Genomic DNA, 25,136 nt, shown 5'->3' on the forward strand with positions numbered 1-25,136 from the left:
CGCCCCTTCGGCTCGCTCGCGGTCCGTGCTGGGCCGGGGTCAAAGAACCCACCCACGCGTGGCGCCGCTGGACTCCACCCGTGCGTGGTGCCGGTGGACTTGCCCGCTCGTGGTGCCCCTGCGTCCGTGTACGAGTGGTACCCCGTCTGCTCCCGGTTCTGTTCCCCCTCGTGTCGCGCCGGGTCACCGGGTCGTCACCCGGGTAGGACTGTGCCTGTCCTGACTGGGCGTTGCCGAGACATCGCAGGAGCCGCGAGTGGCCGCTTATCTCGACCGTGACGGAGCCGACGCACTGGAGGTGCCGGCCCAGGACGCGCCCCCGCCGCCGTCCGAGCTGGTGGCGCTGGCGCAGGCCCACGGGGTGGACACCCGCCAGGGCCCCGGCGGGGTGCCGACCGGCACCCGCACCCTGGTCGCCGTCCTCGCCGCACTCGGCGTGGCCGCGGCCACCCCCGACGCCGCCCGTGAGGCGCTCGCCCGCCACCGGGAGGAGCAGCGCGCCCGCCTGCTGCCGCCGACCGTGGTCGCCCGGGCCGGCCGCCGCACCGCGCTCGACCTCCCCGCCGACACCCGGCTCACCGTCGTCCTGGAGCAGGGCGAGCGGTGGCGGCTCCCGAACGGCCACGCCCACTGGCTGCCCGACGACCTCCCGCCCGGCCGACATACCCTGCACGCCGAGGCCGCGGACCGCACCGCCACCGCGCACCTGATCGTCGCCCCCGACCGCCTCCCCGCTCTCCCCGGTCGGGGCTGGGGCTTCCTCGCCCAGCTGTACTCCGTCCTCTCCGACCGCTCCTGGGGCATGGGCGACCTTGCCGACCTCGCCGACCTGGCCACCTGGGCGGGCTCCCTCGGCGCGGGCTTCGTCCAGATCAACCCGCTGCACGCGGCCCTGCCCTCGAAGCCCTCCGACCCGTCCCCCTACCGCCCCTCCTCCCGGCGCTTCGCCGACCCGGTCCACCTGCGGATCGAGGAGGTGCCCGAGTACGCCTACCTGGCCGGCGAGGAGCGGGCCGAGGCCGACGAGCTGCTCGCCCGCGCCGCCCGGCTGCGCGCCGAGGTGCTGGTCCACGACGGACTGATCGACCGCGACGAGGTGTGGGCCCTCAAGCGCCGCGCCCTGGAACTCCTGCACGCCGCGTACCGCCGGTACGCGGAGGGGCACGGCACCGTCCGCACGGCCGCGTTCGACGCCTACCTGGCCCGCGAGGGCGAGTGGCTGGAGCGGTACGCGGTCTGGAACGCGCTGGCCGAGCGCCACGGCGCCGACCACCACCACTGGCCGAAGGGCCTGCGCCACCCCGACTCCCCGCACGTCCGGCACGAGGCCGCCGAACTGGCCGACCGGGTCGCCTTCCACCGCTGGCTCGCCTGGCAGGTCGACCGCCAGCTCGGCCGCGCCCAGCAGGCGGCCCGCACCGCCGGCATGCCGGTCGGCCTGGTGCACGACCTCGCGGTCGGCGTCCACCCGGACGGCGCCGACGCCTGGGCGCTCCAGGACGTCCTGGCCGCCGGGATCTCGGTCGGCGCGCCGCCGGACGCCTTCAACGCGCACGGCCAGGACTGGGGCCTGCCGCCCTGGCGCCCGGACGCGCTGGCCGCCGCCGGCTACGCGCCCTTCGCCGAGCTGATCCGCTCCGCCGCCCGGCACGCCGGCGCCCTGCGGATCGACCATGTGATGGGCCTGTTCCGGCTCTGGTGGGTGCCGGCCGGGCACGCCCCGACCGAGGGCGTCTACGTCCGCTACGACGCGGAGGCGATGCTCGCGGTGCTCGCCCTGGAGGCCCACCGGGCCGGCGCCGCCGTGGTCGGAGAGGACCTCGGCACCGTCGAGCCGGGGGTGCGCGAGGAGCTGGCGGAGCGCGGAGTGCTGGGCACCTCGGTGCTCTGGTTCGAGCGGGACTGGCAGGGCGGCGGCGCGATCCTGCCCCCGGGGCGCTGGCGCCCGGGCAGCCTGGCCACCCTGACCACGCACGACCTGCCGTCCACCGCGGCCCGCCTCTCCGGCGAGCACGTCGAGCTGCGCCACCGGCTCGGCCTGCTCTCCCGCGCGCTCGGCGAGGAGCAGGCGGAGGCGGCCGCCGAGCTGGCCGACTGGCGGGCCGAGCTGCTCCGGCTGGGCCTGCTGTCCGAGGACGAGCCGCTGTCGGTGACGGCGCTGTACCGGTTCCTGGCCGGCACCCCGGCCGAGCTGGTCGGCGTCTGGCTGCCGGACGTGGTCGGCGACCCGCGCCCGCAGAACCTGCCCGGCACCTGGGACCAGTACCCGAACTGGCGGCTGCCGGTCGCGGACGGCTCCGGGCGCCCGGTCACCCTGGACGGCCTGGCCGCCGCCCCGGACGCGCGGGCCCTCGCCGACCTGCTGCGCTCCGTGGGCGCCCGACCGCCCGCCGGGCCCGGACCGGCTCCCGAAAGGCCGACCCCGCCGAGCGGCCCGGCGTAAGTCACGGGTAAGTTGGCACCGTGGACAAGAGGAACGCTTTGCGAGCCGGCGCGGTCACCGCAACGGTCACGCTGATGATGCTGCTGTCGTCGCCCGCCATGGCCCTCACCCGGGACGACGGCGACGACCCGGGTAGCGGCCTGAGCGTCGCCCAGACCCTCGGCCTGTACGTGCTGCTCCCGATCGCGGCCTTCGTGATCATCGGCGGCCTGGCCGCGATGCCGTACGGCAACAAGGACAAGAAGAAGTAGCCGAGGGCCCTCCACCACGGAGCCCAGCACAGACCCCGAGGGGGCGCCGGACATCGTCCGGCGCCCCCTCGGGCGTTTCCGTTCCGCGTGAGGGCGCGACCCCGTGCGGGGTGCGTCCCTCCTCCGCGCGGGAGGGGGACGCACCCCGCCGGTGTCAGCGCTCCCCGGCGGCCCGGTCGACGGCCTGCGCCCTGAGCGCCCGCTCCACCCCGGCCCGCGCCTCGACGATCTGACGGCGCAGCGCCGGCGACGGCTCCGCGGCGGTCAGCCAGGCGTCGGTGGCGTCCAGGGTGCCCTGCTCGACCAGCAGCGCCGGGTACAGGCCGGTGATGATCTGCTGCGAGATCTCGTGGCTGCGGCTCTCCCAGACGCCCTTCACCGCGGCGAAGTACTTCTCCGCGTACGGCGCCAGCAGCTCGCGCTGGTCGGCCTGCTGGAAGCCGCCGATCACCGCCGCCTGCACGTAGTTGGTCAGCTCGTCCGAGTCGACCACGGAGGCCCAGGCCGCCGCCTTGGCCTCGGCCGTCGGGCGGGCCGCCCGGCAGCTGGCCGCGTGCTCCTGGCCGGCCGCGGTGTTGTCGCGGGCGAGTTCGGCCCCGATCGCGGCCTCGTCGGCCCGGCCGGTCGCGGCGAGGCGGCCCAGCAGGGCCCAGCGCAGCTCGGTGTCCACGGCCAGGCCGGGGATCACGGTGCCGCCGTCCAGCAGCCCGGCCAGCAGGTCGAGCTGACCGTCGGTCCGGGCGACGGAGCCGAGCACCCGGGCCCAGGCCAGCTGGTGGTCGCTGCCCGGCTCGGCGTCGCGCAGCGCCTGCTCGGCGGCCTCGGCCCAGCGGGCCAGGCCCTGCTCGCGCCAGTTCGGGTCGGCGTAGACGTCGAGCGCCAGCTTGACCTGGCGCTGCACCGACTGGACGACGCCGATGTCGCTCTCCCGGGGCAGGCCGGAGAGGGCGAGCGTCAGGTAGTCGCGGGCGGCGAGCTCGCCGTCGCGGGTCATGTCCCAGGCGGAGGCCCAGCACAGCGCGCGCGGCAGCGCCTCGGTGAAGCCGCCGAGGTTCTCGGTGACGACGGCCAGCGAGTCCTCGTCGAGGCGGACCTTGGCGTAGGTGAGGTCGTCGTCGTTGAGCAGGATCACCGCGGGGCGGTGGCGGCCCACCAGCTCCGGCACCTCGGTGCGCGGGCCGTTGACGTCCAGCTCGATCCGGTCGGTGCGCACCAGCGCGCCGTCGTTGAGCTCGTACAGGCCGACGGCGATCCGGTGCGGGCGCAGCACGGCCTCGCCCTTGGCGCCGGCCGGGAGCGCCGGGGCGGTCTGGAGCACGGCGAAGGACTCGATCTCGCCGTCCGTGTTGAGGGTCAGCGCGGGGCGCAGCACATTGATGCCGGCGGTCTCCAGCCAGGCGGCGGACCAGGACTTGAGGTCGCGGCCGCTGGCCTTCTCCAGTGCGCCGAGCAGGTCGCCGAGGCGGGTGTTGCCCCAGGCGTGCTGCTTGAAGTAGGCGCGCACGCCCTCGAAGAAGGCGTCCTGGCCGACGTAGGCCACCAGCTGCTTGAGCACCGAGGCGCCCTTGGCGTAGGTGATGCCGTCGAAGTTGACCTGGACGTCCTCCAGGTCGTTGATCTCGGCCATGATCGGGTGGGTGGACGGCAGCTGGTCCTGCCGGTACGCCCAGGTCTTCATCTGGTTGGCGAAGGTGGTCCAGGAGTTGGGCCACCGGGAGCCGGGCGCCTCGGCCTGGCAGACCGCCTCGGCGTAGGTGGCGAACGACTCGTTCAGCCAGAGGTCGTTCCACCACTCCATGGTGACGAGGTCGCCGAACCACATGTGGGCGAGCTCGTGCAGGATCGTCGCGGCGCGGGCCTCGTACGCGGCGTCGGTCACCTTGGACCGGAACACGTACTGGTCGCGCAGGGTGACGGCGCCCGCGTTCTCCATCGCGCCGGCGTTGAACTCCGGGACGAAGAGCTGGTCGTACTTGGCGAACGGGTAGGGGAAGTCGAACTTCTCCTGGAAGTAGTCGAAGCCCTGCTTGGTGACCTCGAAGATCGCCTCGGGGTCCAGGAACTCGCGCAGCGAGGGCCGGCAGTAGATGCCCAGCGGCACCTTCTGCTCGCCGTTCTCGTAGCTGTCGAAGACCCCGACGTAGGGGCCGGCGACGAGCGCGGTGATGTACGAGGAGATCCGGCCGGTCGGCGCGAAGGACCAGACCCGGGTGTCGCCCTCGCCCTGCGGCTCGGGGGTGGGCGAGTTGGAGACCACGACCCAGTTGGCGGGCGCGGTCACGGTGAAGGTGAACGCGGCCTTGAGGTCGGGCTGCTCGAAGGAGGCGAAGACCCGGCGGGCGTCCGGCACCTCGAACTGGGTGTACAGGTAGGTCTCGCCGTCGACCGGGTCGACGAACAGGTGCAGGCCCTCACCGGTGTTGGTGTAGGCGCAGTCGGCGACCACCCGCAGCTCGTTCTCGGCGGCGAGGTCCGGCAGCGCGATCCGGCTGTCGGCGAAGGCGCTGTTGTCGAGCCGTACGCCGTTGAGGACGATCTCCTCGACGCTCGGGGCGACGAGGTCGATGAAGGTGGCCGCGCCCGGGGTGGTGGCGGTGAACCGGACCACGGTCGTGGACCGGAACGTGCCCCCCTCTCGGGCCGAGCTCAGGTCGAGCTCGATCTCGTACGCGTCCACGTGCAGGAGGTCGGCCCGGGTGCGGGCCTCGTCACGGGTCAGGTTGGTGCCGGGCACTCGCAGGACTCCTTCGTCGGGCTGATGCCTGGCATCCTGCCATGTCCGTCCGCGGGCTCCGAGGGGATATCCCCGGGGACGCCGCGGGCGGGGTGGTACGGGCCCGGTCGGGCCCGCACCACCCCGCCCGGGGGTGCCGCTACTTCTTGACGAACTTGAACACCGGAGCGTCGATGCTGCTGCGGGAGAACCCGTAGAGCGCGCCGTCCGAGTTCAGCACGAACTCGTTGCTGCTCAGGCTGATGCTGAAGGAGGACGAGGAGTCCTTGCCGAGCGCGATGGTGCCGAGCTCGCTGACGGCGCCGTCGGCGGGGGCGAGCGAGGCCAGCTTGGCGTCGGTGCCGTAGCCCATGTCCATGATGACCCGGACCTTGCCGTCCTTGTCGGTGCCGGAGACCAGCCGCAGGCCGTCCTTGGCCTTGCCGTCGGTCGACCAGAGCCGCTTGCCGGTGTTCAGGTCGTAGGCGTTCACCGCGGGCTTGGTCGGGTTGGTCTGCACGTACAGGGTGGTGCCGCTGACCACGCTCTGGGTGATGGCGTCGCCCAGGCCGCTGAGCCGCAGGCTGTCGTAGCCGGGCTCCTTGACGGGCATCTGGGTGCCGGGCTTGTTGGTCTTGTCGAACGGCAGCACGTAGTCGCCGTTCGCGCCGCTGGACATCGAGACCACGAGCGGCTGCTCGGAGAGCACCTTGTCGACCCGCTCGATGCTGCCGGTCAGGGTGATCGGCGCGGGGGAGGCGACCTTGCCGGTGTCCGTCTCGACGATCACCAGCTGCGACTTGACGGTGGTGTTGAGGCCGTAGCAGCGGTCGGTGACCACGATCTGGGCGCCGGCGACGGTGCCGTAGACGCTGCAGTCCTTCTCGCGCGGCTGGAACGACCAGGCCGCGGAGCCGTCGGCGATGTTGACCGCGGCGGCCGTGTTGGCGCCGATGCCGACCACCTTGTCGGTGACGGTCAGGGTGGGGGAGGTCATCCGGCTCTGCCCGACCTTGACGGTCCAGCTCAGCTTGCCGGTGGTGAGGTCGACCGCGGCGATGGTGGAGCAGTCGCTGTCACCGGTGTTCAGCGCGATCGCGGCGATGTGCTTGGAGTTGGCGCTGTACGAGGCGGAGCAGAACTCCTTGGCGCCGGAGGGCACCGGGATGTTCCAGGCCTCCTTGCCGTCGGAGGTGTTGACGGCGCGGATGCCGGTGGTGTCGGCGCGCACCGCGACCTTCTCGGCGCCCCAGATGGCGAGCATCCGGGTCGAGCCGCTGACCGAGCTGGCCGGCTTGTCGGCCGCCCAGGCCGGGTTGTAGGCGCCGGCCTTGCCGCCGCCACCGCCGCCCGTGCCGCCGGTGCCGCCGCCGGTGGCCGGCGCGGTGACCGTCCCGCCGGTGGCGGCGGCGGTGGTGTCCCCGCTGGGCCCGCCGGTGACCTGGCCGGTGGTGCCGCCGGAGGCGGTCGGCTGGTCGTCCTTCTTCTTGTTGTCGTCGGTGAAGAGCACGATCAGCGCGGCGACGATGGCGATCGCCAGCACACCGCCGATGATGCCGCCCCAGACCATCACCGGGTTGCGCTTCGGCGGGGCGACGGGCGCCGGGGCGCCCGGGTAGCCGTAGCCGCCGCCCTGCTGCGGGTAGCCGTATCCGGCCGCGCCGCCGTCGGCGGGCGGGGCGGTGTACCCGTACTGCTGGCCCGCGGCCGGGGCGCCGAACTGCGGCTGGCCGGCGGAGGGGTCGTACGGGCCCACCGGCGGGGCCTGCGGCGGGGCGCCCGCCGGGCCCTGCGAGGGGAAGGCGGGGGCGGTGGGCGCGTAGGCGTACGCCCCGGCGGCCCCCGGAGCCCCGGCGGGCGGCGCGGGCGGTGCGGCCGGGGCCGGCGGTGCGGCCTGACCGGGGACCGCGGCCCCGTCGAGCTGTGTCTGCTGGTCGGCCACGGCCGCCGGGTCTACGCCGCCCGCCGGGCGTCCGAGCGATACGCCCCGGTTGTCCGGTCCGCCGCCGGAAGCTTCGCCAGCTCCCGGTGTAGGGTTGTCCCCTGCCATCTGATGCCCCGTCATGTCTGGAATCGTCCCGGGAGCGGCGCGCATCCGCGGCCGCCGGGACGGGTGAGATTGGGCACCATCGTACGGGGGGCCGGTTTTCGGACCCGCGTCGGAACCTGCCCTCCCGGCCGCCCCCGCGCCGACCTGCGGCGCTGTCAGCCCTCGGCCCGCCCCGCCGACCTGGGCCGGGGCCGCTCCGCCGGTCCGCCCGCGCCCGCTCGCGGGCCTTCCGCCCTCACCACCTCTTCGCCCACTCTCCCCCGTGCCTTCACCGGGACACAGGCTCTAGGCTTCAGGAGTTGAAAGGGGACACCCGGCGGAGGGGTCCCCGGCCCCCTTGGGAGGGTGGATCATGTCGACGGACACTCCGGGCTCGCAGTCCTCGCTGCACCGGGCCAACCTGGAGCGGGTGCTCCGCGCGGTGCGGATGGCCGGCTCGCTGACCCAGGCCGAGATCGCCCGCGGGACCGGACTCTCGGCGGCCACGGTGTCCAACATCGTGCGAGAACTGAAGGAGAGCGGCACCGTCGTGGTGGCCGACACCTCCTCCGGCGGACGCCGCGCCCGCAGCGTCTCGCTCAGCGGTGACGCCGGCATCGTGGTGGGGATCGATTTCGGCCACACCCATCTGCGGGTCGCGGTCGGCAACCTCGCCCACCGGGTCCTCGCCGAGGAGAGCGCCCCGATGGACGTCGACGTCTCGGCCGCGCAGGGCTTCGACCGGGCCGAGGCCCTGGTCGAGCGGCTGCTCGCGGAGGCCGGCTTCCGCCCGGACAAGGTGATCGGCGTCGGCCTGGGCGTGCCCGGCCCGATCGACGTGGAGACCGGCGCACTGGGCTCCACCGCGATCCTGCCCGGCTGGACCGGCATCGCCCCCGGCCGCGAGCTGGCCGAGCGCCTCGGCATGCCGGTGCACGTCGACAACGACGCCAACCTCGGCGCCCTCGGCGAGCTGGTCTGGGGCGCCGGCCGGGGCCTGAGCGACCTCGCCTACATCAAGGTGGCCAGCGGCGTCGGCGCGGGTTTGGTGGTCAACGGGCAGATCTACCGGGGCCCGGGCGGCACCGCGGGCGAGATCGGCCACATCACCCTGGACGAGGCCGGCCCGGTCTGCCGCTGCGGCAACCGGGGCTGCCTGGAGACCTTCGTCGGCTCCCGCTACCTGCTGAACCTGCTCACCCCGACCCTCGGCGCCGAGCTCAGCCTGACCCGGGTGGTCGAGCTGGCCCACCAGGGCGACCTGGGCTGCCGCCGGGTGATCGCCGACGCGGGCCGGCAGATCGGCACCGGCGTGGCGACCCTCTGCAACCTGCTCAACCCGCGCCGGGTGATCCTCGGCGGCGACCTCGCGGACGCCGGCGAGCTGGTGCTCGCGCCGATCCGCGATTCGGTGGCCCGCTACGCGATCCCCAGTGCCGCCCGCCAGCTGTCGGTGGTCCCCGGTACCCTGGGCGGTCGGGCCGAGGTCCTGGGCGCGCTCGCCCTGGTCATGAGCGAGGCGGGGGACTCCAGCGCGCTCGCCGTCGCCCGCCACTGACCCCCGTCGCCCGCCACCGGGCCGCCCCGGCCGGGTGCAACGACACGCCGGTTCTCCACGTTCACCCGAAAGAGTGACCGCCGAGGTGGCTGGCGCGTACCGGCCGTCGGCACCGGACGCCCCGCCCGGCGTCCGGTGGGCGGACATTAGACTCGACCGGTCGACACCGGGCAGCGACGCCCGTCGGACCTCCGGTCCGCGAATACGAACGAGGAGGAACGGGTGGCCCTGCTGACCCGCATTCGGGGACCGCGCGATCTCGACCGGCTCACGCCCGGACAGCTGGCCGCACTGGCCCAGGAGATCCGGACCTTCCTGGTGACCGAGGTCTCCAAGACGGGCGGCCACCTGGGCCCGAACCTCGGCGTGGTGGAGCTCACCATCGCGCTGCACAAGGTGTTCGACTCCCCGCGCGACCGCATCCTGTTCGACACCGGCCACCAGAGCTACGTGCACAAGCTGCTCACCGGCCGGCAGGACTTCTCGGGGCTGCGGACGAAGGGCGGCCTGTCCGGCTACCCCTCGCGCGCCGAGTCCGAGCACGACGTGATCGAGAACTCGCACGCCTCCACCGTGCTCTCCTACGCCGACGGCCTGGCCAAGGCCAACCAGCTGCTGGGCAAGCAGGACCCGGTGGTCGCCGTGATCGGCGACGGCGCGCTCACCGGCGGCATGGCCTGGGAGGCGCTCAACAACATCGCCGACGCCAAGGACCGCCCGGTCGTCATCGTCGTCAACGACAACGAGCGCTCCTACTCGCCGACCATCGGCGGCCTCGCCAACCACCTCGCCACCCTGCGCACCACCCAGGGCTACGAGCGCTTCCTGTCCTGGGGCAAGGGCACCCTGCAGCGCACCCCGGTGGTCGGCCAGCAGCTGTTCGAGACCCTGCACGGCGCCAAGAAGGGCCTGAAGGACTTCATCGCCCCGCAGGGCATGTTCGAGGACCTCGGCCTCAAGTACATCGGCCCGATCGACGGCCACGACTTCACCGCCCTGGAGTCCGCGCTCACCAAGGCGCGCGGCTTCGGCGGCCCGGTGATCGTGCACTGCCTCACCGAGAAGGGCCGCGGCTACCACGCCGCCGAGAACAACGACGAGGACCGCTTCCACGCGGTCGGCGTCATCCACCCGGAGACCGGCCTGCCGATCAAGAGCTCCGGCAAGGACTGGACCTCGGTCTTCGCCGAGGAGATGGTGGCGCTCGGCCACGAGCGCGAGGACATCGTCGGCATCACCGCCGCGATGCTCCACCCGGTGGGCCTGGCCCCGTTCGCCGAGGCCTTCCCGGACCGGATCTTCGACGTGGGCATCGCCGAGCAGCACGCCGTCACCAGCGCGGCCGGCCTGGCCACCGGCGGACTCCACCCGGTCTTCGCGGTCTACGCGACCTTCCTCAACCGCGCCTTCGACCAGGTGCTGATGGACGTCGCCCTGCACAAGCTGGGCGTCACCTTCGTGCTGGACCGCTCCGGCGTCACCGGCACCGACGGCGCCTCGCACAACGGCATGTGGGACATGTCGATCCTCCAGGTCGTCCCCGGCCTGCGGCTCGCCGCCCCGCGCGACGCCGACCAGGTCCGCGCCCAGCTGCGCGAGGCCGTCGAGGTCAAGGACGCCCCGACGGTGGTCCGCTACTCCAAGGGCTCGGTCGGCGAGGCCGTCCCGGCGGTCGCCACGGTCGGCGGCATGGACGTCCTGCGCGCCGCCGTGCCGGACTCCCTCGGCGGGGCCGAGGACGGCCGCCGGGCCGATGTGCTGATCGTCTCGGTCGGCGCGCTCGCCCCGATGTGCCTGGAGGTGGCCGACCTGCTGGCCGCCCAGGGCATCAGCTCCACCGTGGTGGACCCGCGCTGGGTCAAGCCGGTCGACCCGGCGCTGCCCGGCCTGGCCGCGGAGCACCGGGTGGTCGTCACGGTCGAGGACAACGGCCGGGTCGGCGGTGTCGGTGCGACGATCGCCCAGGCGCTGCGGGACGCGGACATGGACCTGCCGCTGCGTGACTTCGGCATCCCGCAGGCGTTCCTGGACCACGCCTCGCGCCCGGAGATCCTCGCCGAGATCGGCCTCACCGCCCCGGACATCGCCCGGCAGGTGACCGCCCTGGTCTCCCGGCTGGACGTCGCCACCGTCGAGGCCTGACCGCTCCTCCGAGGGAGTACCGCCGTCCGAGGGAGTACCGCCGTCCGAGGGAGTACCGCCGTCCGGGGGAGAGCCCCGGACGGCGGCCGTCCGCCCCGGCTCTGCGACAGCTCTGCAACAGTGAGGCCGATAATCGCACCAAAGGCGGGACCGGCGCTGCCCGTGCCGATTCCGCCCGGTAGGTTGTCATCCGTGCCGACCCCCACCCGATCCCGCTTGACCGCGCTCACCGAGCGCCTGCCCCTGGGGGTACCCTCGGCCGACGGCTGGGAGCGGGTGAAGACCGGTTACTGGTCGCGTCTGGTGCCGCTGCTGGCCCTGGTCGCCCTGCTCACCCACCTGCCGTCCTTCGTCCGCCCGGTCTGGAGCCCCGACGAGGGCTTCCTGGCCACCCAGGCCCGGATGCTCGCCGACGGCGGCGTGCTCTACGACACCGTGGTGGACCGCAAGCCCCCGCTGCTGCCCTGGCTCTACCAGGCGTGCTTCACGGTCTTCGGCTCCGCCTCGCTCTGGCCGCTGCGCACCCTCGCGGTGGCCGCGCACCTGGTCACCGCGATCCTGCTGGCCTCGATCGCCCGCGGCCGCTGGGGCAACCGGGCCGGCGCCGGCGCCGGGCTGCTCTACCTGCTGGTCTCGATCGGGCTCTCCCCGGAGGACACCCAGGCGGCGACCTTCGAGGTCTTCATGCTGCCCGCGATGGTGGCGGCCTTCCGCTACGCCGAACGCCGCCGCTGGCTGGCCGCCGGCATCGCGGTGGCGCTCTGCTCGCTGACCAAGCAGACCGGCGGCGCGGTGCTGCTGCCGGTGCTCTGGATGCTCTTCCAGGACGCCCGGCAGCGCGGCGTCCGCTGGATCCCCGCCCTGTTCAAGATCGGCTTCGGCTTCACCCTGCCGATAGCGCTGGTCGCGGTGATCCTGACCAAACCCAAGGGCTTCCTGTTCTGGGTGGTCACCGGCAGCGGCGACTACGCCACCTCCGGCGGTGCCTGGCTGCAGATGGTCGGGCGGGCGCTCGGCAACTCGGCGATCCTGATCGGCGCCGGGCTCGGCTTCCTGCTGCCGGTCGGCCGGAGGCTGTGGCTGAAGTACCGGCACCGCCCGCTGCCGGTCGCCGGCGAGGAGCACGGCTCGACCACCGACCTGTGGATGTGGCTGCTCTCCTCGGTCGTCGCGGTCAGCGTCGGCTTCCACTTCTTCGGCCACTACTACCTCCAGCTGATGCCCCCGCTGGTGCTGCTGGGCACCGGGGCGGTCGCCACCTCGGCGGTCCGCTGGAAGCCGGTGCTGGTGTACACCACGGCCGCCGCCACCGTCTTCTGGGGCCTGGCGCTGGCCTGGCCGGGGGAGCGGCTGGACCGCACCACCGAGGTCGCCACCGCCGTCGCCGCGCAGACCACGCCCAAGGACACCGTGCTGGTCTGGGGCATGCACCCGGAGCTGTACTGGCTCGCCGACCGCAAGCCCGCCACCCGGTACCTCACGGCCGGCTTCCTGACCAACTACAGCGGCGGCAAGGACGGCAGCCCCAACGTCGGCGAGCAGTTCTCGATGGCCAACGCCTGGCAGACCTTCGACCAGGAGATCGCCAAGGGGCTGCCCGAGGTGGTCGTCGACGACTCCGGCCTCGCGCCGTACCAGCCGGGCATGATCCCGAAGATCGAGAACCTGCTGGACACCCACTACGAGATGGTCGGCGTCTTCGCCGACACCGTCGTCTACCGCCTCAAGCGCTGACGACGCGCCCGGTACCCGCCGGAAGGCCCGCAGCGGCCTCCGTACGGGCCGCGGCGGACGACAGAGGGCCCCGGTGACCGTCAAGGTCGCCGGGGCCCTCCGCGTTCATCCTCAGGCGGGCACGGAGGCCAGGCCCGGGGCGAGGAAGCGCTTGCCGTTCACGCGCTCCGAGATGCCCTCACGGTCCAGGTACGGGGTGATCCCGCCCAGGTGGAAGGGCCAGCCGGCGCCGGTGATCATGCAGAGGTCGATGTCCTGCGCCTCGGCGACGACACCCTCCTCCAGCATCAGGCCGATCTCCTGGGCGACGGCCTCCAGGGCGCGGCCGAGCACCTGCTCCTCGGTCAGCACGGTGTCGCCGAAGGTGAGCAGCTCCAGCACCTCGGGGTCGAGGACCTGCTGGCCGTCCACCCAGGTGTAGAAGCCGCGCTTGCCGGCCTTGACCACCTTGCCGAGGTTCTCGGAGACGGTGAACCGCTCCGGGAACGCGCCGTGCAGGGTCTCCGAGACGTGCAGGGCGATGGCTGGGCCGACCAGCTCCAGCAGCACGATCGGGGACATCGGCAGGCCGAGCGGCTCGACGCCCTTCTCGACGGTGGCGATCGGGGTGCCCTCGTCGATGATGCCCTGGATCTCGCCCATGAAGCGGGTGAGGATCCGGTTCACCACGAACGCCGGGGCGTCCTTGCAGAGCACCGCGGTCTTCTTCAGCTTCTTCGAGACGCCGAAGGCGGTGGCCAGCGAGACGTCGTCGGTCTTCTCGCCGCGGACGATCTCCAGCAGCGGCAGGATCGCGACCGGGTTGAAGAAGTGGAAGCCGACGACCCGCTCGGGGTGCTTCAGCTTCGAGGCCATCTCGGTGACCGAGAGCGAGGAGGTGTTGGTCGCCAGCACACAGGTCGGCGAGACCACGTTCTCCAGGTCCGCGAAGACGGTCTGCTTGACGCCCATCTCCTCGAACACGGCCTCGATCACGAAGTCCGCGTCACCGAAGGCGGCGGCCTTGTCGAGCGAGCCGGAGACCAGGCCCTTGAGGCGGTTGGCCTTGTCCTTGCCGATGCGGCCCTTGTCGAGCAGCTTGTCGATCTCGGCGTGGACGTAGCCGACGCCCTTGTCGACGCGCTCCTGGTCGATGTCGGTGAGGACCACCGGCACCTCCAGCCGGCGCGCGAACAGCAGCGCCAGCTGCGAGGCCATCAGACCGGCGCCGACGACGCCGACCTTGGAGACCGGGCGGGCCAGCGACTTGTCCGGCGCGCCGACCGGGCGCTTGGCCCGGCGCTGCACCAGGTTGAAGGCGTAGATGCCGCTGCGCAGCTCGCCGCCCATGATGAGGTCGGCCAGGGCCGCGTCCTCGGCGTCGAAGCCGGCCTGCAGGTCCGCGCTGTTGAGCGTCGCAGTCTTGACCTGGGCGATGATGTCCAGCGCCCGGTACGCGGCCGGGGCCGCCCCGTGCACCTTGGCGTCGGCGACCAGTCGGCCCCAGGCGACGGCGTCGTCCCAGGCCTTGCCGCGGTCGATCGCCTCGCGCTCGACGGCCACGTCGCCCTTGAGGACCTTGGCCGCCCAGAGCAGCGACTGCTCCAGGAAGTCGGCCGGCTCGAAGATCGCGTCGGCGATCCCCAGCTCGAACACGTCCTTGCCCTTGAGCTGCTTGTTCTGCGCCATCGAGTTCTCGATGATCACCTTGACGGCCTTGGCCGGGCCGATCAGGTTCGGCAGGATGCTGCAGCCGCCCCAGCCGGGGACGAGGCCGAGGAAGACCTCGGGCAGCGAGAACGCCGGGACGCCCGCCGACACCGTGCGGTAGTCGCAGTGCAGGCCGACCTCGACGCCGCCGCCCATCGCCGCGCCGTTGTAGAAGGCGAAGGTCGGGACGGGCAGCGCGGCGATCCGCTTGAAGACCTCGTGGCCGCCCTTGCCGATGGCGAGCGCGTCCGCGTGCTGCTGGAGCAGCTCGACGCCCTTGAGGTCGGCGCCGACCGCGAAGATGAACGGCTTGCCGGTGATCGCGGCGCCGACGATCGTGCCCTCGGCGGCCTCGGCCTCGACCTGGTCCAGCGCCTCGCTCAGCTTGAGCAGCGAGCCCGGGCCGAAGGTGGTCGGCTTGGTGTGGTCGAAGCCGTTGTCCAGGGTGATCAGGGCCAGCCGGCCGGCCTGCAGCGGCAGGTCCAGGTGGCGGACGTGCGCGGTCGTGACGACCTCGCCGGGGAAGAGCTCGGCGCCGCGGGTCAGCAGCTCAGTCGTGGTGCTCATGCTCACTTACCACCCTCGAAGTGCGGGTTCTCCCAGACGATGGTGGCGCCCATGCCGAAGCCGATGCACATCGTGGTGAGGCCGTAGCGGACGTCCGGGCGCTGCTCGAAGCGGCGGGCCAGCTGGTTCATCAGGCGCACGCCCGAGGAGGCCAGCGGGTGGCCGAAAGCGATCGCGCCGCCGAACGGGTTGACGCGCTCGTCGTCGTCGGCGATGCCGTAGTGGTCCAGGAACGCCAGGACCTGCACGGCGAAGGCCTCGTTGACCTCGAACGCGCCGATGTCGTCGATGGTCAGACCGGCCTTGGCCAGCGCCTTCTCGGTGGCCGGCACCGGGCCGATGCCCATGACCTCGGGCTCGACGCCGACGAAGGCGTAGGAGACCAGGCGCATCCGGACCGGGAGGCCGAGCTCCTCGGCGACGTCCTCGGCGGCCAGCAGGGAGGCGGTGGCACCGTCGTTCAGACCGGCCGAGTTGCCCGCGGTGATGTTGCCGTGCGGGCGGAACGGGGTCTTGAGACCGGCCAGGCTCTCCATCGTGGTGCCCGGGCGCATCGGCTCGTCCGCGGTGGCCAGGCCCCAGCCGGTCTCGCCGACCTCGGGGTTGGTGTTGCGGATCGAGATCGGCACCAGGTCGGGCTGGATGTCGCCGTTGGCGTACGCCTTGGCGGCCTTCTCCTGCGAGCGCACGGCGTAGGCGTCGCAGCGCTCCTTGGTGATGTGCGGGAACCGGTCGTGCAGGTTCTCCGCGGTCATCCCCATGAACAGGGCGGACTCGTCGACGAGCTTCTCGGAGACGAAGCGCGGGTTCGGGTCGACGCCCTCGCCCATCGGGTGGCGGCCCATGTGCTCGACGCCACCGGCCACGACCACGTCGTAGGCGCCGAAGGCGATGCCGCCGGCGGTGGTGGTCACGGCGGTCAGCGCGCCGGCGCACATGCGGTCGATCGCGTAGCCGGGGACGGACTTCGGCAGGCCCGACAGCAGTGCTGCGGTGCGGCCGATCGTCAGACCCTGGTCGCCGATCTGCGTGGTGGCCGCGATCGCGACCTCGTCGATGCGCTCGACGGGCAGGTTCGGGTTACGACGCACGAGCTCCCGGATGCACTTGACGACGAGGTCGTCGGCACGGGTCTCGTGGTAGATGCCCTTCGGGCCTGCCTTGCCGAACGGGGTGCGGACGCCATCGACGAAGACGACGTCCCTCGCGGTACGAGGCACGGGGGCTCTCCTCCCAGGGACCAACGGTTCAGTGGGCAGGCTGCCGCGAGCCGTCGCACGAATCGACGCGGGCGGCGCCGCCCACGGCCATGCTACCCGCCGGTAACCACCCTGCCCAGGCCCGGAAGCCGCAACACCGGATGTGTTGTCGCCCACTCTGTGATTCACCCGCTCGCCTCCGGGGCGCTCCGGTCCGGCGCCGACGGTCGGCGCTCCGATGCCGCTTGTACCTCGCAGCCTCCTCGTTTCGGCACCGGCGCGCCCCTTCGGCTCGGGGCGGGCTGGTGCCGGCCGGGGTCAAGGCGGGTTCGGGGTCGGCTTGAGGTCCGGGGCGGCCGGGTACGACGAAGGGGACGCCGCCCGCTCCGGGCGACATCCCCTTCTCCGTTCCTCCCCGCTCAGCCCTGCTGCGCGCCCGTACCGGCCTTGGCCTCGGCGCCGGCCTTCGCCGCCTCGACGAAGGCGGCGGCCAGGGTCGGCGCGACCAGGTCCACCTGCCACTGCCGGGCCCCGAGCCGCCGCAGCACGGCGGCCACGTTGGCGGCCGAGGCGTCGGCCGGCGGCTCCCAGGAGACCCGGCGGACCAGGTCCGGGGTGATCAGGTTCTCGGCCGGCAGGTTGTGCCGCTCGGCCAGCTCGCCGACCGCGGCGCGTGCCCCGCTCAGCCGGGCGGCCGCCACCGGGTCCTTCTCGGCCCAGGCGCGCGGCGGCGGCGGGCCGTCGTGCGGTGCGGCGGCCGGCGGCAACTGGTTCTCCGGCACTTCCCGCCCGCGCTGGACGGCGGCCAGCCACTGCTCCAGCTGGCGCCGGTGCACCCGGGGCCCGAAGCCCTGGACGCCCTGCAGCGCGGCGATGTTCAGCGGCATGGCCAGCGCGGCGTTGACGATCGCGGCGTCCGAGAGCACCCGGCCCGGCGAGACGTCCCGCTCCTGCGCCGTCCGGTCGCGGGCCAGCCACAGTTCGCGCACCACGGCCAGCTGGCGGCGCCGGCGGACCTTGTGCAGCTGCGAGGTGCGGCGCCACGGGTCGGTGCGCGGGGCCGGCCGGGGGGCGGCGGCGATCGCCGCGAACTCCTCCAGGGCCCAGTCGAGCTTGCCCTGGGCGTCCAGCTCCTGTTCGAGTGCGTCGCGCAGCTCGACCAGCACCTCGACGTCCAGGGCGGCGTAGCGCAGCCACGGCTCGGGCAGCGGACGGGTGGACCAGTCCACCGCCGAGTGCTCCTTGGCGAGGCTCAGCCCGAGCACGCTCTCGGTCATCGGTCCGAGGCCGACCCGGGCGAAGCCGGCGATCCGGCCGGCCAGCTCGGTGTCGAACAGTCGCTGGGGTCTCATGCCGACCTCGGCCAGGCAGGGCAGGTCCTGGGTGGCGGCGTGCACCACCCATTCCGTGTCCGCGAGGGCCGCGCCCAGCCCACTGAGGTCGGGGCAGGCGATCGGGTCGATCAGCGCGGACCCGGCGCCCGCGCGGCGGAGCTGGATGAGGTACGCCCGCTGGCCGTAGCGGTAGCCGGAGGCCCGCTCGGCGTCGACGGCGACCGGTCCGGATCCCGCGGCGAAGGCGGCGACGGTGTCGGCCAGCGCCTGCTCGTCCGCCACGACCGGAGGGATCCCCTCCTTCGGTTCGAGGAGCGGGACCGGGGCTGCTTCTTCTGGGATGGCTGCTACGGCGTCGGTCACCTACCAAGGGTACGACGGACCCCGCGACCGGGAGTGTTGTCGGACTGGTCAGACCGATGAAGGGGCCCGCCCGGGGCTCTCCGGACAGGCCCCGCAGGGCGTTCCCGGCCGCGGCGCGCGGCGACCCGGGAGGAAACGTTCCTCCTGGGCCGCCGCAGCGGCGCCGGGGCTCAGTGGATGATGCCGGTGCGCAGCGCGACCGCGACCATGCCGGCGCGGTCGCCGGTGCCGAGCTTGCGGGCGATCCGGGCGAGGTGGCTCTTCACGGTGAGCGCCGAGAGGCCCATCGCCACGCCGATCGCCTTGTTGGACTGGCCCTCGGCGACCAGCCGCAGCACCTCGACCTCGCGGCCGGACAGCTCGCGGTAGGCGGTCTGCTGGGCGCCCGGCGCGCCGTGGGCACCGGGTGCGCCGCCGGGAGCCCCGGCCGCGCCCGGCATGCCGGGCATCCCGGGGCGCCGCATCCGGCCGGCCAGTCCGGCGGCGCCGAGCGGCATGCCGGGGCGGCCCGGCATGGCCACATTGGTGCGGGTGCCGGTCACGACGTAACCCTTGACCCCGCCCGCCAGCGCGCTGCGGACGGCGCCGATGTCGTCGGCGGCGGAGAGTGCCAGCCCGTTGGGCCAGCCGGCCGCGCGGGTCTCGGCGAGGATGGTCAGCCCCGAGCCGTCGGGGAGGTGGACGTCGGCGACGCAGATGTCGCGCGGCGTGGAGACCCGGGGGCGGGCCTCGGCGATGGAGGACACCTCGATCACGTCCCGGACGCCGAGCGCCCAGAGGTGACGGGTGACGGTGTTTCGGACGCGGGGATCGGCGATGACCACCATGGCGGTGGGCTTGGTCGGGCGGTAGGCGACCACGTTTGCGGGGTGCTCAAGAAGGACCGACACCAGGCCTCCTGCGGGAGTGGCGGACGGAACCCCGAGGGGGCGGTCGGAGTGTTCCGCGTTCGGAAAGGGTCACAGTCTGCTTCGGCAGCATCAGTGCCCGGCTTTAGCGAAAGATCACGATCTAGTGAGTAACAATACGGACAAATCGCTCAGGTGACTGATTACGACATGCCTGGAATTCGCACAAAATCGATCACTCTCGACACGAAGTAGTCGGATTCGACCGGATTGTTGACGGAGAGCCGCACCGAAGTCACACTCCGTCAGCCCTGGGGGTGGCGGCGCGTCCGGTGATGACGACGCGGCGGCGCCACTCCTCAGTGCGAGCGCGGACGTCGCCTGGCGGGCATCGGGACCACTCCACCGAGTGACGTGACGTCGGCGGGCGCGTGCGGCGCCGCGGCCGCGGGCGGCAGGCCCGCGCTGATGCAGAGCAGGTCCCCCCAGGCCGACAGGTGCCGCTCGAAGCGGCCGTCGGCGGGCGTCCAGGACGCCCTGATCTCGATCTCGGTGGTCGACGCTCGCTCCGCCAGCCCGCCGAAGTACTGCGAGGCGCAGAGCGACACCGTGCCCGACGGCTCCGCGTACCCGGCGCCGTGCGCCTGCAGCGCGTCCAGCAGCCAGGCCCAGCCGACCTCGGAGAGCATCGGGTCGCCGGCCATCTCCGGCTCCAGCTCCGCCCGGGTCATGGTGACCACGCGGAAGTCCCCGTTCCAGGCTTCCTGCCCGGCCGGGTCGTGCAGCAGCACCAGCCGGCCGTCGGCCAGCTCCTCGCCGTCGACCTCGACGGTGGCGGTCAGCGCGAAGGAGTGCGGCGCCAGCCGGCGGGGGGCCGGGGCGGGGGAGAGGACGAGCTCGGGGCGCAGCCGGGCGCCGGAGAACGCCTCCACGGCGGCCCGGAACTCGCTCGGCGCCGCCTCCCGACCCGTTCCGCCACCTGCTCCTCCACCCTGCGCGGGGTGCCCTCCGACCGCTGCCATGACCCGAAGACTAGGTCGAAAACCCGGGTAATCGCCGTAACTTCTGCCCGCGCGGCGCGCCGGGGCGGCAATCCGGCCAGATCTCCGGCCGGATCCCCGTCCGGAGCCCCGCCCGGCTTCCCGGTCGGACCCTCGTTCGATTCCCGTTCGGGCGCCGGCGGAGGCGACGGGACCGCCGGGACGGGCGGGTCCGGGCCGCGTGCGAAGATTTGGAGCGTGAGCGAGACGACGGCAGTCCCCCCGACCGGCGCCACCCCCGGTCAGCAGCCCGACGCGCGCCGCGGCGCCGCGTACGACTCGGCGTTCCTGCGCGCCTGCCGGCACGAGCCGGTACCGCACACCCCGGTGTGGTTCATGCGCCAGGCGGGCCGCTCGCTGCCCGAGTACCTGAAGGTCCGCGAGGGCATCCCCATGCTGGAGTCCTGCATGCGGCCCGAGCTGGTCAAGGAGATCACCCTCCAGCCGGTGCGCCGGCACAAGGTGGACGCGGCGATCTTCTTCAGCGACATCGTGGTCCCGCTCCGGGCGGTCGGCATCGACGTCGACATCAAGCCCGGCATCGGCCCGGTCATCGCCGACCCGATCCGGACCTTCGCCGACCTGGAGCGGCTGCGCCCGCTGGAGCCGGACGACGTCCCCTACATCACCGAGGCCGTCGGCCTGCTCGTCGACGAGCTCGGCGCGACCCCGCTGATCGGCTTCGCCGGCGCCCCCTACACCCTCGCCAGCTACCTGATCGAGGGCGGGCCGTCCAAGAACCACGAGAACACCAAGGCCATGATGTACGGCGCGCCCGACCTGTGGGCCGCCCTGCTCGACCGGCTGGCCGGGATCACCGCCGCCTTCCTCAAGGTGCAGATCGAGGCCGGCGCCTCGGCGATCCAGCTGTTCGACTCCTGGGTCGGCGCGCTCGCGCCGGACGACTACCGCCGCTCGGTGATGCCGGCCAGCACCAAGGTGTTCGACGCGGTGGCCGGGTACGGCGTGCCGCGGATCCACTTCGGCGTCGGCACCGGCGAGCTGCTGGGCCTCATGGGCCAGGCCGGCGCGGACGTGGTCGGTGTCGACTGGCGGGTGCCGCTGGACGTCGCCGCCGAGCGGGTCGGCCCCGGCAAGGGCCTCCAGGGCAACCTCGACCCGGCGGTGCTGTTCGCGCCGACCGGCGCCGTCGAGGCCAAGGCCCGCGAGGTGCTGGACGCGGCCCGGGCGCTCGGCGGCAGCGGCCACATCTTCAACCTCGGCCACGGCGTCATGCCCAGCATGGACCCGGACGCGCTCAGCCGCCTGGTCGCCTTCGTGCACGAGGCCAGCGCCCGCTGACCCGCCGTCCGGTGGCGGCCCGCACTTCCGGAGGGAGAGGGGGCCGCCACCGTCGGGCCGGGCCCGGGATCAGTGCGCGGGCTCCTTCTCCTCTTCCTCCTCCGCTTCCTCCACCGCCCGGTCCTCCTCCTGCTCCGGTGCCACGGGGACCGGCTTCCGCCGCCGGCGCAGCACCCACAGCACCGCCGCGACCGGCGCGGCCACCAGCAGGAACGGCAGCACGGCGGCCACCGCCACGGCCACCCCGCGCACGATCGCGCCCAGCAGGTGCCAGCCGCCGCCGAGCGCCGAGCCGACCGAGGCCCAGAACCCCTTGTCCTCCGGCGCGTCCGGCACGTCCTGGACCGGGCCGGCCTTCTGCCTCACGTCCAGCGTGACGGTGGACAGCGAGGTCCGCGCCGACAGCTCCTTCACCTGCTTCTGCAGCGACTCCAGGTCCGACTCCCGGCGGCTCAGCTCGCTCTCCAGGCTGACGATCTCGGCCAGCGTCTTCGCCTGCGCCATCAGCGCGCGCACCCGGTCCACGCTCGCCTGCTGACTCTGCATCCGGCTGTTGACGTCCGCGACCTGCTGGGTCAGGTCCTCCGCCTGGCTGCGCCGGGACAGCACCTCGCCGAGCCCGGCCAACTGGTCCAGCGTCGGCTGGAACGCCGCCGAGGGCACCTTCACCGTGATCTGCCCGCTCTGCGGGCCGCCGTCCCCGCCGGAGCTCCCGGTCTCGCTCGCCACATAGCCGCCCGCAGCGACGGCCAGGTCCCGGGCCTTCGCCAGCGCCGTGTCCACCTGCGCCGTCCGCACCGTCAGCTGCGCCGAGTACGCGATCTGCCGGGAGTCCACCACCGGCATCACACCCGGCTGCCCGGGCGGCGCCTTGGGTGCCACCGAGGCCACCCCCGGCGCCCCGACGGCGGCGTCCGCCTTGGCCGCCTCCCCGGCGGCGGCCTGCGCCGGGGCCTGCGCGGGGGCGACCGCCGACATGTCCCGGCTCGCGCCGTCCCCGCTCGCCGAGCACCCCGCCGCCAGCACCGCCGCCACGGCCACCGCCGCCAGCGCCCCCGCTCTCCGCCGCCCTCGTCCTCGTCCCACGATCGAGCCCTCCCCGTCATCCGATGCCCGGCACCCCCTCCCGGGGCACCCACACCATTTCGACGGACCCCGCCCCACTCCGGACCCACCCGGGAGGTCGCAGCTCGATCACGTCTCGGCTGCGGAGCGGACAAGGCGTCACACCGCGTCCACCGCGATCCTCGCCCGCCGCAGCAGCGCCGCCGTCACCCCGTCACCCGGCCGCAGCTCCCCGCAGAGTGCTATGTCGTGCACCTGCCCACGCACCGACGACTTACCGCGCCGGTGGCCTGCGCCCATCCGTCGTACGTGACGGCATCCATTCCGGAGTTCACTTCTCCGATCAGCCTATTTGGGAGAAGTTGCGCGACGATGTACAACGAATATGTGTCGAGTGTGGTGAATGAATTCAATGGCGGAAGCGCCGAGACTGTATTTCAAGCAGAAAATGTGACCGTCAATCAAATCTTCGAGGACCGTCGAGGGTGCGCGCTTGCGAACCTGCTTCCGCCGGTTGGCATTGTGGCGGCACGGGATGCGGAACTTGCCGATGTCCTGGATCTGTTCAACCCTGCGCTTCGAGCCCCGTCCGCGAGTCCTGCCGGTATTCTGGCGGGGCTCGCCGGCGCGGGAAAGACTTCCCTTGCGCTGGCCGCGGGCAGCGCTATAAGAGATCTCGGATGGTTCGACGGAACCTTGTTCGTGACCCTGCACGGTTACGCCCTCGACGGCGCCTCCAGGGTGACGGGGGCGGCGGCGTTGGATCGCCTGCTGCGGCAGCTCGGAGTCGCGGGCGCGGAGATTCCTTCCGGTGAGGCGGACCGGGAGGCCTGCTACCGGGCGGTGATGAGTGATCTGGCGAGACGGGGAAGGCGTCTGCTGGTCGTGGCCGACGACGCCTCGGATGCCGCGCAGGTGCGGGGGCTGTTGCCGTCCGAGGGTGCTCATGGGGTGCTGATCACCAGCCGTCACCTGCTTGCAGACCTTGACGCAGCTCGGGTGGTCGAGGTTGGAGCCCTTTCGCCGAGTGGATCGACCGAAGTCCTTGGCCGTGTTCTCCGCGTCGCACGTCCCGGGGAGGATCGAGCCATGGCCGACCCGGCAGCCACGGCCGAGGTGGTGTCCCATTGCGCGGGCCTGCCACTGGCGTTGCGGATCGTTGCCGCTCTGTTGGTTGGTGAGCCGGAGCGGGTGATGCGGGACGTGGCGGACTCCCTGGCCTGTGCGCGAAGTCGCTTGACAGAGCTGGAGTACGGGGACGACCTGGCGGTCCGGGCTGCTTTCGAACTCTCCTGTCGTCGGCTGGAGGCGGACGAGGCGAGGCTCTTCCCCCTGCTGGCGGTCGCCCCCGGACCGCGGCTCAGCCAGGAAGGTGCTGCTGCCCTTGCTGGTGTGCCCGAGCGTGACGTGCGTCGATTGTTGTCAGCTCTTCGTCGTGCCCACATGGTTGAGAGCGAACGTGTGGAAGGCCTGCTCCGATATCGCTTCCACGATCTGCTGAAGCTGTATGCAGAGGAGCGTCTGGAGTCGGAAGTCCCTCCGAACGTAAGGGAAGCCGCAGCCGATCGCTGGTTGGCGCGGTGTTTGTCGTCGGCCTGGGATTTCGAGGAACAACTGGAAGGAGAGGGCGGTTCGGCCGATGCGCTGGCCTGGTTCGACGCTGAACTTCCGTCCCTCGTGGCGGCGGTGGAGCTGGCGACAGCCATGGGTCGGCCCAGGATCGCGCGTGCGTTGCCGATTGCGCTCGGTTCGTACTTCCAGGCTCGCGGTCATGTCGAAAGCTGCATCACGTCCTTCGAACACGCTGTGCGTGCGGCTCGCCATCTCGGAGAGAGGAACTTCGAAGTGGGCACGTTGGTGATGCTCACGGAGGCGTACTTCGCCGCCGGCAGGCTCACCGAGGCGCGCGACTGTCAGGCTGCCCAGGTCGCATTGAGAGAGCAACTCGGTGACCGGTCGGCGGCAGCGGACGTCCTTCATCGGCGCGGGGTCATGGAACGCGGCGCGGGCCGATGGGGGCCGGCGGCGGAACATCACGAGCAAGCGCTGACCATCTACCGCGAACTCGGTGAACACGACGGTGAGGCGAGGAGCCTGGCCGGTCTGGGAGACATCTGGTCCTGCCGAGGCATGCATCAAAAGGCGGTCGACCACTACCGCAGTGCTCTCGCGGCGGGCGGGATCTCGTCCTCCCGTATGACGGAGGGGCAGATCCGCTGTGGTCTGGGGCGCTCCCTCGTGATGTGCGGCAATATTCCGGAAGGCATGGCCGAGCTTCAGGAATCGCTGGCGATCGCTCGGATGCGAGGCGCGTGGGGGGAGGAGGGGAGAGTCTACGATATCGTCGGATCGCTGTGCCGGATTCACGATGATCCGAGGAGGGCCGAACGGTTCTTCAGGAAGGCCATTGAAATATTCGGTCGATGTGGCGAAAGAGATGGCGAGGCAAGGTCGCACTACAGTCTCGCGGATCTCTACTACGAGTCGTCGCGGTTTCGCGAGGCGGCGGAGAGCGCCGAACTGTCGGTCACGAGAAGAGGGCCGAAGCGGAATCCTCGCGACATGGCCGTAAGGCTTCTACTTCTGGGGCGCTGTTGCGAGAAACTGGGGGATAAGGGGCGGGCGGCACGGATTCTTATGGATGCGGTGCCATTTGCCGAGGAAAGTGCGGACGAGGAACTGATCGGGCTTGTCCACCGGGGCCTCGACGACTGTACGGAGGAAGCGGTACGCCCCCGACGGCCCGGTGCGGAGTGCTCTGCGACCGCAGGAACAGCGGAAGCGGCCCGTGCGGGAAGGCGGAGAAGCGGAGCCGTACGGCTTGTGCTGTCCCGGATCCGTCCGCGCGCTGTCCGGTAG

General features: G+C 72.6%; 15 protein-coding genes. 7 read left to right on the forward strand and 8 right to left on the reverse strand.

The window, feature by feature from the left end; genetic code table 11:
* Positions 1–256: 256 nt before the first annotated feature.
* Both malQ and OG715_RS29690 read left to right on the forward strand, forming a co-directional pair.
* Positions 257–2,443 (forward strand): 4-alpha-glucanotransferase, encoded by a 2,187-nt coding sequence (malQ, locus tag OG715_RS29685; protein WP_407661035.1) that lies wholly within the window; start codon positions 257–259, stop codon positions 2,441–2,443.
* Between the two features lie 20 nt (positions 2,444–2,463).
* Positions 2,464–2,694 (forward strand): hypothetical protein, encoded by a 231-nt coding sequence (locus OG715_RS29690; protein WP_030395011.1) that lies wholly within the window; start codon positions 2,464–2,466, stop codon positions 2,692–2,694.
* A gap of 154 nt (positions 2,695–2,848) precedes the next feature.
* On the opposite strand, the gene pepN is transcribed toward OG715_RS29690, so the two are convergent.
* A complete protein-coding gene (pepN, locus tag OG715_RS29695; protein ID WP_266274213.1) occupies positions 2,849–5,428 on the reverse strand; it encodes an aminopeptidase N in 2,580 nt (859 codons plus the stop codon).
* Positions 5,429–5,567: 139 nt separating this feature from the next.
* A complete protein-coding gene (locus OG715_RS29700; RefSeq protein WP_266274212.1) occupies positions 5,568–7,349 on the reverse strand; it encodes an outer membrane protein assembly factor BamB family protein in 1,782 nt (593 codons plus the stop codon).
* Between the two features lie 460 nt (positions 7,350–7,809).
* Between OG715_RS29700 and OG715_RS29705 the strand changes: the two genes are divergently transcribed.
* The 3 genes from OG715_RS29705 to OG715_RS29715 all read left to right on the forward strand — a co-directional run bounded on the left by OG715_RS29705 (position 7,810) and on the right by OG715_RS29715 (position 12,870).
* Positions 7,810–8,994, forward strand: coding sequence for an ROK family transcriptional regulator (locus OG715_RS29705; RefSeq protein ID WP_266274211.1), 1,185 nt, complete (start codon positions 7,810–7,812; stop codon positions 8,992–8,994).
* A gap of 222 nt (positions 8,995–9,216) precedes the next feature.
* On the forward strand, positions 9,217–11,136 hold the full coding sequence (gene dxs, locus OG715_RS29710) for a 1-deoxy-D-xylulose-5-phosphate synthase (RefSeq protein WP_266274210.1): 1,920 nt from the start codon (positions 9,217–9,219) through the stop codon (positions 11,134–11,136).
* A gap of 216 nt (positions 11,137–11,352) precedes the next feature.
* Entirely contained in the window at positions 11,353–12,870 is a 1,518-nt protein-coding gene (locus tag OG715_RS29715) for an ArnT family glycosyltransferase (RefSeq protein WP_266274209.1), read from the forward strand.
* A gap of 111 nt (positions 12,871–12,981) precedes the next feature.
* Here the strand turns inward: OG715_RS29715 and OG715_RS29720 are convergent, their stop codons facing one another.
* The 5 genes from OG715_RS29720 to OG715_RS29740 form a co-directional block, all read right to left on the reverse strand.
* Positions 12,982–15,126 (reverse strand): 3-hydroxyacyl-CoA dehydrogenase NAD-binding domain-containing protein, encoded by a 2,145-nt coding sequence (locus tag OG715_RS29720; RefSeq protein ID WP_266274208.1) that lies wholly within the window; start codon positions 15,124–15,126, stop codon positions 12,982–12,984.
* 2 nt (positions 15,127–15,128) lie between these two features.
* The gene (locus OG715_RS29725; RefSeq protein WP_030395004.1) at positions 15,129–16,346 is read right to left on the reverse strand and encodes a thiolase family protein; all 1,218 of its coding nucleotides are present in this window, start codon (positions 16,344–16,346) and stop codon (positions 15,129–15,131) included.
* Positions 16,347–16,744: 398 nt separating this feature from the next.
* Entirely contained in the window at positions 16,745–18,022 is a 1,278-nt protein-coding gene (locus OG715_RS29730) for a ribonuclease D (RefSeq protein WP_266274207.1), read from the reverse strand.
* A gap of 170 nt (positions 18,023–18,192) precedes the next feature.
* Positions 18,193–18,912, reverse strand: a complete 720-nt coding sequence (locus OG715_RS29735) for a response regulator transcription factor (RefSeq protein ID WP_266274206.1) — start codon at positions 18,910–18,912, stop codon at positions 18,193–18,195.
* A gap of 317 nt (positions 18,913–19,229) precedes the next feature.
* Positions 19,230–19,892: a DUF3000 domain-containing protein gene (locus OG715_RS29740; RefSeq protein ID WP_266274205.1), complete on the reverse strand. Its 663-nt coding sequence runs from the start codon at positions 19,890–19,892 to the stop codon at positions 19,230–19,232.
* Positions 19,893–20,198: 306 nt separating this feature from the next.
* On the opposite strand from OG715_RS29740, the gene hemE reads away from it, so the two are divergent.
* Positions 20,199–21,212, forward strand: a complete 1,014-nt coding sequence (gene hemE / locus OG715_RS29745; RefSeq protein WP_266274683.1) for a uroporphyrinogen decarboxylase — start codon at positions 20,199–20,201, stop codon at positions 21,210–21,212.
* Positions 21,213–21,281: 69 nt separating this feature from the next.
* Here the strand turns inward: hemE and OG715_RS29750 are convergent, their stop codons facing one another.
* Positions 21,282–22,298 (reverse strand): DUF4349 domain-containing protein, encoded by a 1,017-nt coding sequence (locus OG715_RS29750; RefSeq protein WP_266274204.1) that lies wholly within the window; start codon positions 22,296–22,298, stop codon positions 21,282–21,284.
* 228 nt (positions 22,299–22,526) lie between these two features.
* Here OG715_RS29750 and OG715_RS29755 point away from each other — a divergent pair, with 228 nt between their 5' ends.
* Positions 22,527–25,136 (forward strand): tetratricopeptide repeat protein, encoded by a 2,610-nt coding sequence (locus OG715_RS29755; protein WP_266274203.1) that lies wholly within the window; start codon positions 22,527–22,529, stop codon positions 25,134–25,136.

Origin of the sequence: Kitasatospora purpeofusca, from assembly GCF_036010405.1 — a bacterium.
GTDB classification, from domain to species: domain Bacteria; phylum Actinomycetota; class Actinomycetes; order Streptomycetales; family Streptomycetaceae; genus Kitasatospora; species Kitasatospora purpeofusca.

Coding starts and splice junctions, on each gene's coding strand:
- OG715_RS29705 (WP_266274211.1), top strand. CDS start 7,810: ATGTCGACGGACACTCCGGGCTCGCAGTCCTCGCTGCACCGGGCCAAC.
- OG715_RS29720 (WP_266274208.1), bottom strand. CDS start 15,126: ATGAGCACCACGACTGAGCTGCTGACCCGCGGCGCCGAGCTCTTCCCC.
- OG715_RS29740 (WP_266274205.1), bottom strand. CDS start 19,892: ATGGCAGCGGTCGGAGGGCACCCCGCGCAGGGTGGAGGAGCAGGTGGC.